The sequence below is a fragment of the Burkholderia sp. WP42 genome (assembly GCF_000745665.1).
In the GTDB taxonomy this organism is placed as follows: domain Bacteria; phylum Pseudomonadota; class Gammaproteobacteria; order Burkholderiales; family Burkholderiaceae; genus Burkholderia; species Burkholderia vietnamiensis.
Window position 1 is genome coordinate 19,208 of record NZ_JQJT01000022.1, and the last position, 16,525, is coordinate 35,732.

Below are 16,525 nucleotides of genomic sequence, written 5' to 3' on the forward strand. Positions count from 1 at the left end.
CGGGTGTCGCGGGCGCCCCTCGCTGGCCGGGCGTTGCGGCCCGGCGTGTCGGTCGGTTACTTGCTCGACGCGAGCGCCTGGTTCAACTGCTCGGCCGAAACGGCGCCCGGCAGGCGGCGACCGTCCGGCAGGAAGATCGTCGGCGTGCCGGTGACGTTCATCCCGTGGCCGAGCGCGAGGTTCTTGTCGAGCGCGGTGGTGTCGCAGGTGCCGGCGCCGGACGGCGCGCGATGGTCGATCATCCAGCTTTCCCACGTCTTCGCGCGATCGCTCGCGCACCAGATCGCCTTCGACTTCGCGGTCGAATCCGGCGACAGCACCGGGTACAGGAACGTGTAGACGGTCACGTTGTCGATCGACTGCAGCGTCGTCTCGAGCCGCTTGCAGTACGGGCAGTTGGGGTCGGAGAACACCGCGATCTTGCGTGCGCCGTTGCCCTTCACGACCTTGATCGCGTTCGCGAACGGCAGGCTCGCGAAATCGATCCGGTTCAGATCGGACAGGCGTGCGTCGGTCAGGTTCTTGTGCGTCTTGGTGTCGACGAGATCGCCGAGCAGCACGTAGTCGCCCGCTGCGTCGCTATAGATGATCTGCGAGCCGAGGTTCACCTCGTAGAGGCCCGCGACCGGCGATTTCGACACGCTCTTGATCGGCGCGTCGCTGCCGAGACGCGCCTGCAGCGTGGCTTTCAGCTTGTCGGTGGTTTGGTCGGCCTGCGCGGTACAGCCAAGCGTCGCCATCGTGACGGCGAGCGCCAGCGAGGCGATGCGGATCGTTCTTTTCATCGGGTTGGTCCTTCAGCTCAATCGAAGTGCACGTCACAGTGTACGCCGTAACGGGCACCTGTCCGACAGGACCGCCATGCGAGGGTTCGATCAGCCGAGCGCGGCCGACACCAGCCAGCGCTTCACGAGCGGCTGCGCGCCGACGAACGCCATGCCCGCGTTGCGCACCGCCTTCGCGAGCGGGCCGGGCACCGAGAACAGCCGCTGCAGCCCGTCGGTCGCGACCATCAGCGCGCGGATGTCCTCGCGGCGCGCGCGCTCGTAGCGGCGCAGCAGCACCGTATCGCCGAGGTTGCGGAAGCTCTCCTTGCTCGCGATCGCATCGGCGAGCGACGCGACGTCGCGCAGCCCGAGGTTCATCCCCTGCCCCGCGAGCGGATGGATCAGATGCGCGGCGTCGCCGACGAGCGCGACGCGCGGCGCGATCAGCTTGTCGACCGTCTGCAGCGCGAGCGGGAAACCGGCCGCCGGCGTCACACATTCGAGCGTGCCGACCTGACCGTGCGACACGCGTTCGACTTCGGCGGCGAGCTGCGCGGGATCGAGCGCGAGCAGCTGATCGGCGTGCGCGGTCTGCGCGGACCACACGAGCGACACGTGGCCGTCGGGCAGCGGCAACAACGCGATGATCTCGCCTTCGTGGAACCACTGGTACGCGGTCTCGCGGTGCGGCAGCGACGCCTTGAAGTTCGCGACGACGCCCGTCTGCCGGTAATCGCGGCGCTCGACCTTGGCGCCCATCTGGGAGCGCACCCACGAATGGGCGCCGTCCGCGCCGACCACGAGGTCCGCCTCGACCACGTGCCCGGACGACAGCGTCAGGACGGCCGCATCGTCGCGCACGTCGAAGCCCTGCGCGCGCGCGTCGAACCACGTGAGATTCGGCTGGAACCGCAGCGCGGCGTCGAGCGACGTCTCGATCAGCGACGATTCGACGATCCATGCGAGCTGCGGCACCGACGCCTGGTACGCGGAGAAATGCAGCTCCGCGTGGGCATCGCCGTACACGCGCATGTCGTACACCGGCGCGAGCCGCCCGTGGTCGAGCGCCTGCCAGACCCGCAGCCGTTCGAGCAACGCCTGCGAACTGGAGGACAGCGCGTAGATGCGCGTATCGAACGCGAGATCGGCGGGGCGCGGGGTCGCCGGCTGGGCGAGCAACGCGGTCTTGTAGCCGGACTGGGTCAGCGCGAGCGCGGCCGTCTTGCCGACGAGCCCGCCGCCGACCACGGCGACGTCGAAGGTGTGGTGGGCAGTCATGGCGCGCATTATAGCCGCGGGGCCGAGCCCTTACGCGGCCGGACTTTGCGGGAAATCAGCAGAATCGCCCGTGGCTGCGCCAATGCGGCGGCCGGTCGCGTCGGGGCGTTCCGGCCAAGGCCGGAAACCGGGGCGTCGGCACGGTACAATAGCGCCTTTGAACGTCGGCCCGCCGCGCCTCGCGCGCCGGCCGTCCCTATTTTCCCGCGCCGCCGCGCTCCGTCCGGCCGCGCCGCCCCACCCGTCCGAAGGATTCCATGAGCCTCAAATGCGGCATCGTCGGCTTGCCCAACGTCGGCAAGTCCACACTGTTCAATGCGTTGACGAAGGCCGGCATCGCCGCCGAGAACTACCCGTTCTGCACGATCGAGCCGAACGTCGGCATCGTCGAAGTCCCCGACACGCGCCTGAAGGCGCTGGCCGAAATCGTGAAGCCCGAGCGCGTCCTGCCGGCCGTCGTCGAATTCGTCGACATCGCGGGCCTCGTCGCCGGCGCGAGCAAGGGCGAAGGCCTCGGCAACCAGTTCCTCGCGAACATCCGCGAAACCGACGCGATCACGCACGTCGTGCGCTGCTTCGAAGACGACAACGTGATCCACGTCGCCGGCAAGGTCAGCCCGATCGACGACATCGAAGTGATCAACACCGAGCTCGCGCTCGCCGATCTCGGCACCGTCGAGAAGGCGCTCACGCGCTACTCGAAGGCCGCGAAGTCGGGCAACGACAAGGAAGCGGTGAAGCTCGCGGCGGTGCTCGAGAAAGTGCGCGCGCAGCTCGACCAGGGCAAGGCCGTGCGCAGCCTCGACCTGTCGGACGACGAGCAGGCGCTGCTCAAGCCGTTCTGCCTGATCACGGCGAAGCCCGCGATGTACGTCGCGAACGTCAAGGACGACGGCTTCGACAACAACCCGCACCTCGAAGCGGTGCGCAAGTACGCGGAAAGCGAGAACTCGCCGGTGGTCGCCGTGTGCGCCGCGATCGAGGCGGAAATCGCCGATCTCGACGACGCCGACAAGGAAGCGTTCCTCGCGGACATGGGCATGGAAGAGCCGGGCCTCGACCGCGTGATCCGCGCGGGCTTCAAGCTGCTGGGCCTGCAGACCTACTTCACCGCGGGCGTGAAGGAAGTGCGCGCGTGGACGATCCATATCGGCGACACGGCGCCGCAGGCGGCCGGCGTGATCCACACCGACTTCGAGCGCGGCTTCATCCGCGCGCAGACGATCTCGTTCGACGACTTCGTCGCGTACAAGGGCGAACAGGGTGCGAAGGAAGCCGGCAAGATGCGCGCGGAAGGCAAGGAATACGTCGTGCACGACGGCGATGTGATGAACTTCCTGTTCAACGTCTGATACCTGACCGCCGATGCCGGGCGAGCGCCCCGGCATCGCACCACGCGAACCGTCGCGAAAAGCAAATGGGCCGATCGGCAAGTGCCGATCGGCCCATTTTTCATCACGCGGCCTGCCCGCGTGCCGGCGGCGGGCAGCGCGCCCGCCATCCGGTCGTCACGTCGTCAAGTCGCCGAGACTCGCCCGCCGGCCACCGCGCGCGCATCGCGCGCACGCTTGTTCAGCCACGAAGCGAACAGCACCAGCAGCGCCAGCACGGCCGTCGCGCCCACTTCCATCCGGTGCGCCTCGCTCACGAACATCACGGTCAGCGTGCCGCAGATGAACAGGATCACCGCCCACGTGAGCCACGGGAACAGCCACATCCGCAGCGTCAGGTCCGCGCCCGTCGATTCGAGCGTCTTGCGCATCCGCAGCTGCGAGATCGCGATCACGAGATACACGAGCAGTGCGATCGCGCCCGAGGTCGCGAGCAGGAAGCCGAACACCTGCTCCGGCATCAGATAGTTCGCGATCACCGTCAGGAAGCCGAACGCGGTCGACGCCAGCACGGCCGCGCGCGGCGTGCCGGTCGAATCGGTGCGGTGCAGGAACGCGGGCGCGTCCTTGCGCTTGGACAGCGAGAACAGCATCCGCGACGCCGTGTACAGCGCCGAGTTCAGGCAGCTCGCGACCGACACCAGCACGATCACGTCGATGATCGCCTTCGCGTTCGGCACGCCGATCAGCTCCATCGCACGCTGATACGAGCCGTGCTTCGGCAGCAGCGGATCGTTCCACGGCACGATGGCGGCGACGACGAGAATCGAGCCGAGGTAGAACAGCGTGATACGCCAGATCACCGAGTTCGTCGCGCGGACGATCTGGCGCTGCGGGTTGTCCGATTCCGCGGCCGCGATCGTCACGATCTCGGTGCCGAGGAACGAGAACATGGTCGTCAGCATCGCAGCCAGCACCGCGCCCGCGCCGTTCGGCATGAAGCCCTGATGCGCGAACAGGTTCGACACGCCCGACACCGCCGGCGCCGGAACGATGCCGAGGATCGCGGCACCGCCGATGCACAGGAACACGACGATCGCGACCACCTTGATCAGCGCGAACCAGAATTCGAATTCGCCGTAGTTCTTGACCGAAAAGAGATTGGTGATCGTCAGCAGCAGCGTGATGCCGAGCGCGAAGATCCAGGTCGCGACGCCGGGGAACCACGCATTGAGAATGGTCGCGGCGGCCGTTGCCTCGATCGGAATCACCAGCACCCAGAACCACCAGTACAGCCAGCCGATCGAGAAGCCGGCCCAATGGCCGATCGCGCGATCGGCATAAGTCGAGAACGAACCGCTGTCCGGATGCGCGACGGCCATCTCGCCGAGCATGCGCATCACCAGCACGACCAGCACGCCCGCGATCGCATACGCGAGGATGGAAGCCGGGCCGGCCTCCGCGATGGCGTGGCCGGAGCCCACGAACAAGCCCGCGCCGATGACGCCGGCAATCGACATCATCGTCACGTGCCGCTGTTTCAGACCCGTGCCGAGGCCTGTGTTGCTTCCACTCATATGTCTCTCTCCAAAAAACGGTGCCGGTACGACCGGTTGTGGCATGAAGGCGGCGAGGGAGTTGTCGTTGTTGTATCCGCTGCCCGCCGCGCATGCGTCGCATGCGGACCAGGAGCCGGATCGGCCGGTCTGGTCGGTGCGCGACGCAGTCTGCGAAGCTGCGGGTGCGATGCGGCGCTCAGCGCGCCGGCGCATCGCGTGCGCCCGTTCCGTCGGCCGTCGGTCGGCCGCCTTCGAAGCGAAGGAGTGTAAGCATCAAACGGTTCTGAACTAAGAACCAATTGAAGAATTTCGATGGAACCACTGGTTGCATCGATGGTCGTCGATGCAACGCCTGGTGTCGGTTCGGCGGCCGGGCGGCCGGGCGAGCGGCGCGAGCGCGCTATCGGGCGCTCGCCATGGGGCCGTCACCATATCGTGCGGCAGACGGGCGACGCGAGCGTTGCCGCGTGCCGGTTCGCGGCAGCGGCGACGGCCTTCGCGTAGCATCGCGGCGTCGGCGCGCGGTCCGCGGCAATGCTTCGCGCCCCGCCCGCTCGACCTGCGAGCCGCCATCGACCACATCATCCGGAGACCCACCATGCCCGCCACGCTGCGCCGCGCCACCCGCATCGCGACCGTCGCGGCCGCGCTGTTCGTCGCGTGCACCGCGCTGCCGCCCGCCGCACACGCGTATCGCGCGTCGCCCGGTTACGGCAGCGAAGCGGATCTCGACCGGCACGACACGTACCGCAATCGCGACGGCGACACCGTGCACGCGCCCGCGCATTCGAGATCGGGCCGCGTACCCGACGGCGCGAGCGCACGTTGCCGCGACGGCACGTACAGCTTCAGCCGCCATCGGCGCGGCACGTGTTCGGGGCACGGCGGCGTCGCCGCATGGTTGTGAAGGCGGGTCGGCCGAATGGCCGGCGCCGCGCCAGCGGCAGGCGGCGGCGAAGTACAATACGCGCTCGCGCCGCCGCCACGCGGCGCCACGGCCGCGCCGCGCGCCGCGCGCTCCGTACCGACTCATCCGACGCCACGCTCGCCCATGCGCCGCGCGGCAGTCTCAACCCTCTGACTTTCACACCCAAATGGCCCAATACGTTTTCACGATGAACCGGGTCGGCAAGATCGTGCCGCCCAAGCGCCAGATCCTGAAGGACATCTCGCTGTCGTTCTTTCCGGGCGCGAAGATCGGCGTGCTCGGCCTGAACGGCTCGGGCAAGTCGACGCTGATCCGCATCATGGCGGGCGTCGACAAGGACATCGAAGGCGAAGCGACGCCGATGCCGAACCTGAACATCGGCTATCTGCCGCAGGAACCGCAGCTCGACCCGACGAAGACGGTGCGCGAGGCGGTCGAGGACGGCCTCGGCGACCTGTTCCAGGCGAACAAGAAGCTCGAGGAAATCTACGCCGCGTATGCGGAACCCGACGCCGACTTCGACGCGCTCGCGGCCGAGCAGGCGAAATACGAAGCGATCCTCGCGTCGAGCGACGGCGGCAGCCCCGAGCAGCAGCTCGAAGTGGCCGCCGACGCGCTGCGCCTGCCGCCGTGGGACGCGAAGATCGAACACCTGTCGGGCGGCGAAAAGCGCCGCGTCGCGCTGTGCAAGCTGCTGCTCGAAAAGCCCGACATGCTGCTGCTCGACGAGCCGACCAACCACCTCGACGCCGAGTCGGTCGACTGGCTCGAGCAGTTCCTGGTGCGCTTCCCCGGCACCGTCGTCGCCGTCACGCACGATCGCTACTTCCTCGACAACGCGGCCGAGTGGATTCTCGAACTCGACCGCGGCCACGGCATTCCGTGGAAGGGCAACTACAGCAGCTGGCTCGACCAGAAGGAAGAGCGCCTGAAGCAGGAAGAAGCGTCGGAATCGGCGCGCCAAAAGGCGATCAAGAAGGAACTGGAGTGGGTGCGCCAGAACCCGAAGGGCCGTCAGGCGAAGTCGAAGGCGCGGATCGCGCGCTTCGAGGAACTGAACAGCCAGGAATACCAGAAGCGCAACGAAACGCAGGAAATCTTCATTCCGGTCGGCGATCGCCTCGGCAATGAAGTGATCGAGTTCAAGAACGTCAGCAAGTCGTTCGGCGATCGCCTGCTGATCGACAACCTGAGCCTGAAGATCCCGGCCGGCGCGATCGTCGGCATCATCGGCCCGAACGGCGCCGGCAAGTCGACGCTGTTCAAGATGCTGACCGGCAAGGAGCAGCCGGATTCCGGCGAAGTCGTGCTCGGGCCGACGGTGAAGCTCGCGTACGTCGACCAGAGCCGCGATGCGCTCGACGGCTCGAAGACGGTGTTCGAGGAAATCTCCGGCGGCGCCGACGTGCTGACGGTCGGCAAGTACGAAACGCCGTCGCGCGCGTACATCGGCCGCTTCAACTTCAAGGGCGGCGACCAGCAGAAGATCGTCGGCAACCTGTCGGGCGGCGAGCGCGGCCGCCTGCACCTCGCGAAGACGCTGATCTCCGGCGGCAACGTGCTGCTGCTCGACGAACCGTCGAACGACCTCGACGTCGAAACGCTGCGCGCGCTGGAAGACGCGCTGCTGGAGTTCGCGGGCTCGGTGCTGGTGATCTCGCACGATCGCTGGTTCCTCGACCGGATCGCGACGCACATCCTCGCCTTCGAAGGCGATTCGCAGGTCACGTTCTTCGACGGCAACTACCAGGAGTACGAAGCCGACAAGCGTGCGCGCCTCGGCGAGGAAGCGGCGAAGCCGAAGCGTCTGCGCTACAAGCCGATCAGCCGCTGATCGGCACGGGGCGGCGTCCGGCGCGGTGCGCGGCAACGCGGGGCCGCACGCCCGCGCCGCCGCTTCGGGATCGCCAAAACGAAAGCGGGCCACTGGCCCGCTTTTCTATTGGCTCAACGCCCGACGCTCGCCTACGTGAGCGCGCCCAGCTCGCGCAGGCGCGCCTCGGTCGCCGCCGCGCTCGTGTGATGGATGCCGTGCCAGCCGAGCGCGGTCGCGGCCGCCGCGTTGTTCGCGTTGTCGTCGATGAACACGAGTTCATGCGGCGCGACACCCGGCAGATGCGGTTCGATCCGCGCGTGCATTGCGCGGTAGATCGCCGGATCGGGCTTCACGAGCTTCACGTGGCCCGACACGACGATGTCCTTGAAGCGTCGCAGCACCGGGAAGTTGTCCCACGCATACGGAAACGTCTGCGCCGACCAATTGGTCAGCCCGAACAGCGGCATGCGCTGCGCATCGAGCCGCTCGACCAGCGCCGCGCCTTCTTCGAGCACGCCGCCGATCATCTCGTGCCAGCGTGCGTAGAACGCCCGAATCAGCGCCTCGTGTTCCGGAAACTTCGCGACGAGTTCGTCGGTTCCTTCGTCGATCGTCTGCCCGCCGTCCTGGCGGACCACCCAGTCCATCGCGCACACGTGCGTGAGGAACCAGCGGCGCTGCGCTTCGTCGGGAATCAGTTGCCGGTACAGATACTCGGGGCTCCAGTCGATCAGCACGCCGCCGAAATCGAATACCACCGCCTTGATCGTCATGCGAACTCCGTTGCGAGCACGTCCGCGAGCGGACGCGGCGTCACCGCGTTGCCCGACAGCGTGCTGTTTTCCCACACGAACTGATGGTGCGCGACGATCTGCGCGGCCGACAGATGCGTGCGCTCGTTGGTCGTATGCAGATCCGACACGACGCTCGTCCGGTAGCCGAGCAGCGCCGCGCGGCGCGCGGCCGCATCGACGCAGAACTCGGTCGCATAGCCGCAGATCAGCACCGACCGGATGCCGTGGCCGTCGAGCTGCGCGGCGAGCGGCGTGTCGTGGAACGCATCGCTCATCTGCTTGCGGATGCGCCAGTCGGCGGGGCCGACGCTCAGCGCGTCGTGCAGTTCCCAGCCGGGTGTGCCGGGCACGATGTCGTCGTCCGCGTCGCCGTCGTGCTGCACGAAGCACACGGGCGCATTCGCCGCGCGCGCGGCCGCGGTCAGGCGGTTGATGCCCGCCACGACGTCGTCGAGCCGGTACACGGGCCGCGCCCGCTGCAGCAGCCCGCGCTGCATGTCGATCACGATTACTGCGGTGTCTGCCATCGCGTGCCCTCGGTGATGGTCCGGCCGCCGTGCGGCCGGTATGCGGCGTTTGCTTTGCCGTGCGTCGGGCCGGGTCAGATCGGTTGCGTGCGCACGTCGAGCCAGGCCTTCGCATCGCCGCTCACGTGCCGGCCGACCCGCTCGCGCACGCTCGCGTGATACGCGTTCAGCCAGGCGCGCTCTTCTTCGTGCAGCATCTCGATCAGCACGCAGCGCGTGTCGATCGGGCACAGCGTGAGCGTCTCGAACGCGAGGAAGTCGCCGAATTCGGTCTGCCCGGCCGCGCGATTCACGACCAGGTTCTCGATCCGGATCCCCCATTTGCCGGGCCGGTACACGCCCGGCTCGATCGACGTGATCATCCCCTCTTCCATCGCCGTGTGCGGCTCGGCCGGCGCGTAGTGCGAAATGACCTGCGGCCCTTCGTGCACGTTCAGGAAATAGCCGACGCCGTGACCGGTGCCGTGGCCGTAGTCGAGCCCGGCCGCCCACATCGGCGCGCGCGCGATCGCATCGAGCATCGGCGAGCGAATGCCGCGCGGGAAGCGCGCGCGCGACAGCGCCATCATCGACTTCAGCACGATCGTGAAATCGCGCCGCTGCAGATCGCCGACCGTGCCGACCGGCACGACGCGCGTGATGTCGGTCGTGCCGCCCGTGTACTGGCCGCCGGAGTCGATCAGCAGCAGGCCGTCTCCGGCGATCGTCGCATGCGACGCGGGCGTCGCGTGGTAATGCGGCATCGCGCCGTTCGCGTTGAAGCCGGCGATCGTCGCGAAGCTCGGCGACACGTAGCCGGGACGCCGGGCGCGCGCGGCCGTCAGCTGCTCCTCGATCGTCAGCTCGGTGATCGGCTCGCGGTTCACCGCCTGCTCGAACCACGCGAAGAATTCGGCGAGTGCGGCGCCGTCGTGCTCCATCGTCACGCGCACGTGCTCGATCTCGGCGGACGTCTTGCGCGACTTCGCGAACGTCGACGGGTTCACGGCCTCGATCAGCTTCACGCCGGCCGGCACGGCCTCGAGCGTGCCGAACGTGACGCGGCGCGGGTCGATCAGCAGGCTCGCGCCGTCGGGCAGCGCACCGAGCGCCGCGCGCGCGGCGTCGTACGCGCGGACCTCGACGCCGTCCTGCGCGAGCGATGCGGCCAGCGCCGGCGGCACCTTGCCGTCGGCGACGAACAACGTCGCGCGCTCGGCGCCGATCAGCGCGTGCGCGACGAACACCGGGTTGAAGTTGACGTCGGCGCCGCGCAGGTTGAACAGCCACGCGAGATCGTCGAGCGTCGACACGAAGTGCCACTGCGCGCCCTGCGCGTGCATCGCGCGGCGCACTTCGGCGAGCTTGCTGGCGCGCGTCGTGTCGGCCTGCGGCGCCGTGTGCTCGAACACCGCGGCGCCCGGCAAGCCAGGGCGCTCGGGCCAGATCGCGTCGAGCAGGTCGAGATCGGTGCGCAGCGCGATGCCGCGTGCGTCGAGCGCGGCCGTCAGCGCGCGGGCGGCCGCGATGCCGAGCACCGCGCCGTCGACGCCGACCGTCGCGCCGGCCGGCACGTTCTGCGCGAGCCAGTCGACGTGCGGCGCGCTCTGCTGGCCGCTCGTCATCTTCATCAGCTGAACGCCCGTGCCGGCAAGCTCGGCCTCTGCCTGCACCCAGTAACGGCTGTCGACCCAGAGCCCGGCGAAATCGGCGGTCACGACCAGCGTGCCGACCGAGCCGGTGAACCCGGACAGCCAGCGGCGCGCCTGCCAGCGCTCGGGCAGGTACTCGGACAGGTGCGGATCGGCGGACGGCACCAGATAGGCGGCCAGGTCCTCGCGGACCATCGCACCGCGCAGCAGCGCGAGGCGGGCCGGCACCGACGAGACTTCGGGGAGACGGGCATTCATGATTTCACCTGAGAGCTTTCAGCGACGGGCCGACACGGCGACCGTCACGGCTACGGCGAGGAACGCGACACCGGTGCAGACCGGCCATTCGAGCGTTTCGCCATCGTAAAACAGTCCGGAGAGGTTACCGGCCATGCGCGCGGCGGCGGCGGCCACGATGCCGACCAGCACCGCGATCCACCATGCCGGCCGGCCTGCGCGCCGCAGCGGGTGCAGCCACCGGCCGAACAGCCCGACGGCCGCTCCGAGAACAATGATTCCAAACCAGTTCATTCGACGCCTTCTATAAATTCAGATTCGTCCCATAGGCGTGAACGTTGCCAGCGGCTAGCATCGACTCATCCATCCATCGAAACCCCCGACCAGCCGGGCGCCGCGAACATTCGAGTGTAGGGGCCGACCTGACGTTATGGCAAGCGCGCACCGGCAGCCGTATTGAAGAAATCCTCATGCGAATTGCCCTGATCGATCCGGAGGCGCGCCATGCTGCGCTCCTGAACCGCCTGCTGTTCGCCGGCGGTCACCTCTGCCACGCGTTCGAGTCGAGCGCGGACTTCTTCGAGTGGCTCGCCACCGACACCTGCGACATGCTGATCACCGGCAACTGGGCCGGCGATCACCCGGCCGAGGAAGTCATCCCGCGGGCGCAGTCGATCCTGCCCGGGCTGCCGGCCATCGCCGTGATGCAGCGCGCGCGGGAAAGCGAAGTGGTGTCGTGCCTGCACGCGGGCGCGGACGACTGCGTCGTGCGCCCCGTGAGCGGCCCCGAGTTGCTGGCGCGCGTCAATGCGTTGAGCCGGCGCGCGGGCGTGCGGCGGCCGCCGAATCGCGCACGCGAAACGTTCGGCGAATACGCGTTCGACGTGATCCACAGCGTCGTGCGCTTCGGCGATTCGGTCGTCGCGCTCACGCCGAAGGAATTTCGCTTCGCCGAGTTGCTGTTCGCGAACCTGTCCCGGCCGGTGTCGCGCGCCCACATCCTCGAAACGGTGTGGGCGCGTCACCGCGACATGAAGTCGCGCACGCTCGACACCCACGCGTCACGGCTGCGCTGCAAGCTGCAGCTGCTTCCCGAACGCGGCTACCGGCTCCTGCCTCTGTACGGCTACGGCTATCAGCTCAACCGCGTGCCGGTCGAGGCCCCCGCCTGCGCGCCGCCCGGCTGACGTACCCGCCACGCGCTGAGTGAGGAAATCGCCGAGACGCTATAATATGGGGCTAAACGATAGCCCCTGATATGCAACTCCTCACGATCGGAATCAATCACCACACTGCGCCTGTCGCCTTGCGCGAACGCGTGGCGTTTCCGCTCGAGCAGATCAAACCGGCTCTCGTCACGTTCAAGAACGTGTTCCTCGGCCCCCAGGCGCCGAACACGCCCGAAGCGGCGATCCTCTCCACCTGCAACCGCACCGAGCTCTATTGCGCGACGCATGATCGCGCCGCGCGCGACGGGGCGATTCGCTGGCTGTCGGAGTACCACCGGATTCCGGTCGACGAACTCGCGCCGCACGTCTATGCGCTGCCGCAATCGGAAGCGGTCCGGCACGCATTCCGCGTCGCGTCCGGCCTCGATTCGATGGTGCTCGGCGAAACCCAGATTCTGGGCCAGATGAAGGACGCCGTGCGCACCGCGACCGAAGCCGGCGCGCTCGGCACCTATCTGAACCAGCTGTTCCAGCGCACGTTCGCGGTCGCCAAGGAAGTACGCGGCACGACCGAGATCGGCACGCAGTCGGTGTCGATGGCCGCCGCCGCGGTGCGCCTCGCGCAACGCATCTTCGAAAAGGTGGCGGATCAGCGCGTGCTGTTCATCGGCGCGGGCGAGATGATCGAGCTATGCGCGACGCATTTCGCCGCGCAAGGCCCGCGCGAGCTCGTCGTCGCGAACCGCACCGCGGAGCGCGGCCAACGGCTCGCCGAACGCTTCGGCGGCCGCGCGATGCCGCTGTCGGACCTGCCGACGCGCATGCACGAGTTCGACATCATCGTGTCGTGCACCGCGTCGACGCTGCCGATCATCGGCCTCGGTGCCGTCGAGCGCGCGGTGAAGGCACGCCGCCACCGGCCCATCTTCATGGTCGACCTCGCGGTGCCGCGCGACATCGAGCCCGAAGTCGGCAAGCTGAAGGACGTGTTCCTCTACACGGTCGACGATCTCGGCGCGATCGTGCGCGAAGGCAACGCGTCGCGCCAGGCCGCGGTCGCCCAGGCCGAGGCGATCATCGAGACGCGCGTGCAGAATTTCATGCAATGGCTCGACACGCGCAGTGTCGTGCCGGTGATTCGTCACATGCATACGCAGGCCGACGCACTGCGCCGCGCCGAAGTCGAGAAGGCACAAAAGCTGCTCGCACGCGGCGACGATCCGGCCGCCGTTCTCGAAGCGCTGTCGCAGGCGCTCACCAACAAGCTGATCCACGGCCCGACGAGCGCGCTGAACCGCGTGAGCGGCGCCGATCGCGATTCGCTGATCGACCTGATGCGCGGCTTCTACCAGCACGCGCCGCGCTCGAACGACCAGTCCGGCCACTAGCGACGGTCGGCGCGACGCCGCCGGCGGCGCGCCGGCCTATCCTTTTCGAATACCCTTGCCCGGGAGCGCCGCTCCACACCATGAAGACGAGCATGCAACGCAAGCTCGACCAGCTGTCTGTCCGGCTGGCCGAACTCAATGATCTGCTGAGCCGCGAAAACGTCACGGCCGATCTCGACCAGTACCGCAAACTGACGCGCGAACACGCGGAGCTCGGGCCGGTCGTCGAGCAGTACGCGCTGTGGCGCCAGTCGCGCAACGACGAAGCGGCCGCGCAGGAATTGCTCGCGGACGCGTCGATGCGCGACTTCGCCGAAGAGGAGATTCGCAGCGCACGCGAGCGCATGACCCGCCTCGAAGGCGAATTGCAGAAGATGCTGCTGCCGAAGGACCCGAACGACGATCGCAACATCTTCCTCGAAATCCGCGCCGGCACCGGCGGCGACGAATCGGCGCTGTTTGCGGGCGACCTGCTGCGCATGTATCTGCGCTACGCGGAACGCCAGCGCTGGCAGGTCGAGATGATGTCGGAGAGCCCGTCGGACCTCGGCGGCTACAAGGAAGTGATCGTGCGGATCGCCGGCCAGGGTGCGTATTCGCGGCTGAAGTTCGAGTCGGGCGGCCATCGCGTGCAGCGCGTGCCGGCCACCGAGACGCAGGGGCGCATCCACACGTCCGCGTGCACGGTGGCGGTGATGCCGGAAGCCGACGAGATCGGCGAGGTCGAAATCAATCCGGCCGACCTGCGGATCGACACGTTCCGCGCGTCGGGCGCGGGCGGCCAGCACATCAACAAGACCGACTCGGCGGTGCGCGTCACGCACATTCCGACCGGGATCGTCGTCGAGTGCCAGGACGACCGTTCGCAGCACAAGAACAAGGATCGCGCGCTGAAGGTGCTCGCCGCGCGCATCAAGGACAAGCAGTATCACGAGCAGCACGCGAAGGAAGCCGCGACGCGCAAGAGCCTGATCGGCTCCGGCGACCGCTCTGAGCGCATCCGCACCTACAACTTCCCGCAGGGCCGGATGACCGACCACCGGATCAACCTGACGCTGTACCGGCTCGAGGCGCTGATGGACGGCGACCTCGACGAACTGATCGGCGCGCTCGTCAGCGAGCATCAGGCCGAACTGCTCGCGTCGCTCGGCGACGCCGACTGAGGCCGCGATGCCCGAGCTCACCGCCGACGATCTGTTGCGCGCGTCGCCGCTCGACGCGGTCGATGCACGCGTGCTGCTGTCGCACGCGCTCGGCTGGACCCGCACGCAGCTGATCACGCGCGGCGATGCGCCGCTCGAGCCGGCGGCGATCGCACGCTACCGCGCGCTCGAGGCACGCCGCGTGGCCGGTGAGCCGGTCGCGCAGCTCGTCGGGATGCGCGAGTTCTTCGGCCGGCCGTTCGACGTGACGCCCGACGTGCTGATCCCGCGCCCCGAAACCGAGCTGCTGGTCGAAGCCGCGCTCGACGCGATCGACGGCCGGCCGCATCCGGCCGTGCTCGATCTCGGCACCGGCAGCGGCGCGATCGCCGTGTCGATCGCGGCCGAGCGGCCCGACGCCCGCGTATGGGCGCTCGATCGCTCGCCGGCCGCGCTCGAAGTCGCGCAGCGCAACGCCGCCAAGCTGCTCGACGCGCGGCGCCCCGGCGGCCCGCTGCACTGGCTGCAGAGCGACTGGTACGCCGCGCTCGACCCGGCGCTCGCGTTCGATGCGATCGTCAGCAACCCGCCGTACATCGCGCAGCACGATCCGCACCTCGAGCAGGGCGATCTGCGCTTCGAGCCGCGCGGCGCGCTCACCGACGATGCCGACGGCCTGAGCGCGATCCGCACGATCGTCGCGGGCGCCGGCGCGCATCTGAAACCGGGCGGCACGCTGTGGATCGAGCACGGCTACGACCAGGCCGAAGCCGTGCGCGCGCTGCTCGCGTCGCACGGCTTCGTCGCGGTCGAATCGCTCGCCGATCTGGCCGCGATCGAGCGTACGACCGGCGGCCGCCTGCCCGGCTGACGCCCGGCCCGCGCGGATGAAATCCGCTATCATTTCGATCTAACGCCCCGCAAACGCAAGGTCAGTCATGGACACCCAACAACGTATCAAGCAAATCGTCGACGAAAACCAGGTCGTGCTCTTCATGAAGGGCAACGCGCAATTCCCGATGTGCGGCTTCTCGGGCCGCGCAGTGCAGGTGCTGAAGGCCTGCGGCGTCGATCAGTTCAAGACGGTCAACGTCCTCGAGGACGACGAAATCCGCCAGGGCATCAAGGAATTCTCGAACTGGCCCACCATCCCGCAGCTGTACGTGAAGGGCGAATTCATCGGCGGCTCGGACATCATGATGGAGATGTACCAGTCGGGCGAACTGCAGCAACTGTTCGCCGCCGCGTAAAGCCCGTCCCGCATGGCATCTTCCAGCGCGCCGCCACGCCGGCTGATCGTCGCGATCACCGGCGCCACCGGCGCGGTCTACGGCCTGCGGCTGCTCGACATGCTGCGCGCAGCCGGCGGCGTCGAGACCCACCTGCTGGTGTCGAACGCCGGCTGGCTCAACGTCCAGCATGAACTGAAGCTGTCGAAGGCCGACGTCGAAAGCCGCGCGGACGTCGTGCATTCGGTGCGCGACGTCGGCGCGACGATCGCGTCCGGCTCGTTCGCCACCGACGGCATGGTGATCGCACCGTGCTCGATGAAGACGCTCGCAAGCGTCGCACATGGTCTGTCGGACAACCTGATCACGCGCGCGGCCGACGTCACGCTGAAGGAACGTCGCCGTCTCGTGCTGATGGTGCGCGAAACGCCGTTCAACCTCGCCCATCTCCGCAACATGACCGCCGTGACCGAAATGGGCGGCATCGTGTTCCCGCCGCTGCCCGCGTTCTACGCAATGCCGAAGACGATCGAGGAACTCGTCGATCAGACCGTCACGCGTGTGCTCGACCTGTTCGCGCTCAGCGCGCCGATGACGACGCCGTGGGCCGGCATCCGGGCCGCGCAATGAGCCGCACGACGCGCCGTACATCGGCGTCGTTCTCCGCGTAACGCCACGCGATCTGCCCGCTAATCAGTCGAGGTGGGCGGCTTGCGATCGCGCCGACAC

General features: G+C 68.1%; 16 protein-coding genes. 9 read left to right on the forward strand and 7 right to left on the reverse strand.

Translation table 11 applies throughout. The annotated features are described in order from the left end of the window. Positions 1–56 precede the first annotated feature (56 nt). Positions 57–785: a DsbC family protein gene (locus EX20_RS14375; RefSeq protein WP_034193974.1), complete on the reverse strand. Its 729-nt coding sequence runs from the start codon at positions 783–785 to the stop codon at positions 57–59. Between the two features lie 90 nt (positions 786–875). Beyond that, entirely contained in the window at positions 876–2,054 is a 1,179-nt protein-coding gene (locus EX20_RS14380) for a UbiH/UbiF family hydroxylase (RefSeq protein WP_011883145.1), read from the reverse strand. A gap of 248 nt (positions 2,055–2,302) precedes the next feature. Between EX20_RS14380 and ychF the strand changes: the two genes are divergently transcribed. Then, entirely contained in the window at positions 2,303–3,397 is a 1,095-nt protein-coding gene (ychF, locus tag EX20_RS14385) for a redox-regulated ATPase YchF (protein WP_011883144.1), read from the forward strand. Between the two features lie 164 nt (positions 3,398–3,561). Here ychF and gabP read toward each other — a convergent pair whose 3' ends face one another. Beyond that, positions 3,562–4,953 carry a GABA permease gene (gene gabP / locus EX20_RS14390; RefSeq protein WP_034193975.1) on the reverse strand — a complete coding sequence of 464 codons (1,392 nt, stop codon included), beginning with the start codon at positions 4,951–4,953 and terminating at the stop codon, positions 3,562–3,564. Positions 4,954–5,533: 580 nt separating this feature from the next. Between gabP and EX20_RS14400 the strand changes: the two genes are divergently transcribed. Further along, the gene (locus tag EX20_RS14400; protein ID WP_034193977.1) at positions 5,534–5,842 is read left to right on the forward strand and encodes a DUF3761 domain-containing protein; all 309 of its coding nucleotides are present in this window, start codon (positions 5,534–5,536) and stop codon (positions 5,840–5,842) included. A gap of 187 nt (positions 5,843–6,029) precedes the next feature. Next, the gene (gene ettA, locus EX20_RS14405) at positions 6,030–7,697 is read left to right on the forward strand and encodes an energy-dependent translational throttle protein EttA (RefSeq protein ID WP_014722364.1); all 1,668 of its coding nucleotides are present in this window, start codon (positions 6,030–6,032) and stop codon (positions 7,695–7,697) included. Positions 7,698–7,828: 131 nt separating this feature from the next. On the opposite strand, the gene EX20_RS14410 is transcribed toward ettA, so the two are convergent. The 4 genes from EX20_RS14410 to EX20_RS14425 all read right to left on the reverse strand — a co-directional run bounded on the left by EX20_RS14410 (position 7,829) and on the right by EX20_RS14425 (position 11,162). Next, positions 7,829–8,452 (reverse strand): HAD family hydrolase, encoded by a 624-nt coding sequence (locus EX20_RS14410; RefSeq protein ID WP_011883140.1) that lies wholly within the window; start codon positions 8,450–8,452, stop codon positions 7,829–7,831. Further along, positions 8,449–9,000 (reverse strand): isochorismatase family protein, encoded by a 552-nt coding sequence (locus EX20_RS14415; protein WP_034193978.1) that lies wholly within the window; start codon positions 8,998–9,000, stop codon positions 8,449–8,451. Before EX20_RS14415 ends, EX20_RS14410 begins: the two co-directional genes overlap by 4 nt. A gap of 74 nt (positions 9,001–9,074) precedes the next feature. After that, entirely contained in the window at positions 9,075–10,889 is a 1,815-nt protein-coding gene (locus tag EX20_RS14420) for an aminopeptidase P family protein (protein ID WP_011883138.1), read from the reverse strand. A gap of 18 nt (positions 10,890–10,907) precedes the next feature. After that, on the reverse strand, positions 10,908–11,162 hold the full coding sequence (locus EX20_RS14425; RefSeq protein ID WP_011883137.1) for a hypothetical protein: 255 nt from the start codon (positions 11,160–11,162) through the stop codon (positions 10,908–10,910). Between the two features lie 176 nt (positions 11,163–11,338). Here EX20_RS14425 and EX20_RS14430 point away from each other — a divergent pair, with 176 nt between their 5' ends. The 6 genes from EX20_RS14430 to EX20_RS14455 all read left to right on the forward strand — a co-directional run bounded on the left by EX20_RS14430 (position 11,339) and on the right by EX20_RS14455 (position 16,426). Next, the gene (locus EX20_RS14430; protein WP_011883136.1) at positions 11,339–12,055 is read left to right on the forward strand and encodes a response regulator transcription factor; all 717 of its coding nucleotides are present in this window, start codon (positions 11,339–11,341) and stop codon (positions 12,053–12,055) included. Between the two features lie 71 nt (positions 12,056–12,126). Continuing rightward, positions 12,127–13,425, forward strand: a complete 1,299-nt coding sequence (gene hemA / locus EX20_RS14435; RefSeq protein ID WP_011883135.1) for a glutamyl-tRNA reductase — start codon at positions 12,127–12,129, stop codon at positions 13,423–13,425. Positions 13,426–13,505: 80 nt separating this feature from the next. Next, positions 13,506–14,588, forward strand: a complete 1,083-nt coding sequence (gene prfA, locus EX20_RS14440) for a peptide chain release factor 1 (RefSeq protein WP_014722360.1) — start codon at positions 13,506–13,508, stop codon at positions 14,586–14,588. Positions 14,589–14,595: 7 nt separating this feature from the next. Beyond that, positions 14,596–15,438, forward strand: coding sequence for a peptide chain release factor N(5)-glutamine methyltransferase (gene prmC, locus EX20_RS14445; protein ID WP_011883133.1), 843 nt, complete (start codon positions 14,596–14,598; stop codon positions 15,436–15,438). Between the two features lie 67 nt (positions 15,439–15,505). Beyond that, the gene (gene grxD / locus EX20_RS14450; RefSeq protein ID WP_011883132.1) at positions 15,506–15,817 is read left to right on the forward strand and encodes a Grx4 family monothiol glutaredoxin; all 312 of its coding nucleotides are present in this window, start codon (positions 15,506–15,508) and stop codon (positions 15,815–15,817) included. A gap of 12 nt (positions 15,818–15,829) precedes the next feature. Then, positions 15,830–16,426 carry a UbiX family flavin prenyltransferase gene (locus tag EX20_RS14455; RefSeq protein ID WP_011883131.1) on the forward strand — a complete coding sequence of 199 codons (597 nt, stop codon included), beginning with the start codon at positions 15,830–15,832 and terminating at the stop codon, positions 16,424–16,426. Positions 16,427–16,525 lie beyond the last annotated feature (99 nt).

What these genes read in the sequence shown, in the direction of transcription:
- EX20_RS14375 (WP_034193974.1), bottom strand. Translation starts at nt 785, where the DNA reads ATGAAAAGAACGATCCGCATCGCCTCGCTGGCGCTCGCCGTCACGATG.
- EX20_RS14380 (WP_011883145.1), bottom strand. Translation starts at nt 2,054, where the DNA reads ATGCGCGCCATGACTGCCCACCACACCTTCGACGTCGCCGTGGTCGGC.
- ychF (WP_011883144.1), top strand. Translation starts at nt 2,303, where the DNA reads ATGAGCCTCAAATGCGGCATCGTCGGCTTGCCCAACGTCGGCAAGTCC.
- gabP (WP_034193975.1), bottom strand. Translation starts at nt 4,953, where the DNA reads ATGAGTGGAAGCAACACAGGCCTCGGCACGGGTCTGAAACAGCGGCAC.
- EX20_RS14400 (WP_034193977.1), top strand. Translation starts at nt 5,534, where the DNA reads ATGCCCGCCACGCTGCGCCGCGCCACCCGCATCGCGACCGTCGCGGCC.
- ettA (WP_014722364.1), top strand. Translation starts at nt 6,030, where the DNA reads ATGGCCCAATACGTTTTCACGATGAACCGGGTCGGCAAGATCGTGCCG.
- EX20_RS14410 (WP_011883140.1), bottom strand. Translation starts at nt 8,452, where the DNA reads ATGACGATCAAGGCGGTGGTATTCGATTTCGGCGGCGTGCTGATCGAC.
- EX20_RS14415 (WP_034193978.1), bottom strand. Translation starts at nt 9,000, where the DNA reads ATGGCAGACACCGCAGTAATCGTGATCGACATGCAGCGCGGGCTGCTG.
- EX20_RS14420 (WP_011883138.1), bottom strand. Translation starts at nt 10,889, where the DNA reads ATGAATGCCCGTCTCCCCGAAGTCTCGTCGGTGCCGGCCCGCCTCGCG.
- EX20_RS14425 (WP_011883137.1), bottom strand. Translation starts at nt 11,162, where the DNA reads ATGAACTGGTTTGGAATCATTGTTCTCGGAGCGGCCGTCGGGCTGTTC.
- EX20_RS14430 (WP_011883136.1), top strand. Translation starts at nt 11,339, where the DNA reads ATGCGAATTGCCCTGATCGATCCGGAGGCGCGCCATGCTGCGCTCCTG.
- hemA (WP_011883135.1), top strand. Translation starts at nt 12,127, where the DNA reads ATGCAACTCCTCACGATCGGAATCAATCACCACACTGCGCCTGTCGCC.
- prfA (WP_014722360.1), top strand. Translation starts at nt 13,506, where the DNA reads ATGAAGACGAGCATGCAACGCAAGCTCGACCAGCTGTCTGTCCGGCTG.
- prmC (WP_011883133.1), top strand. Translation starts at nt 14,596, where the DNA reads ATGCCCGAGCTCACCGCCGACGATCTGTTGCGCGCGTCGCCGCTCGAC.
- grxD (WP_011883132.1), top strand. Translation starts at nt 15,506, where the DNA reads ATGGACACCCAACAACGTATCAAGCAAATCGTCGACGAAAACCAGGTC.
- EX20_RS14455 (WP_011883131.1), top strand. Translation starts at nt 15,830, where the DNA reads ATGGCATCTTCCAGCGCGCCGCCACGCCGGCTGATCGTCGCGATCACC.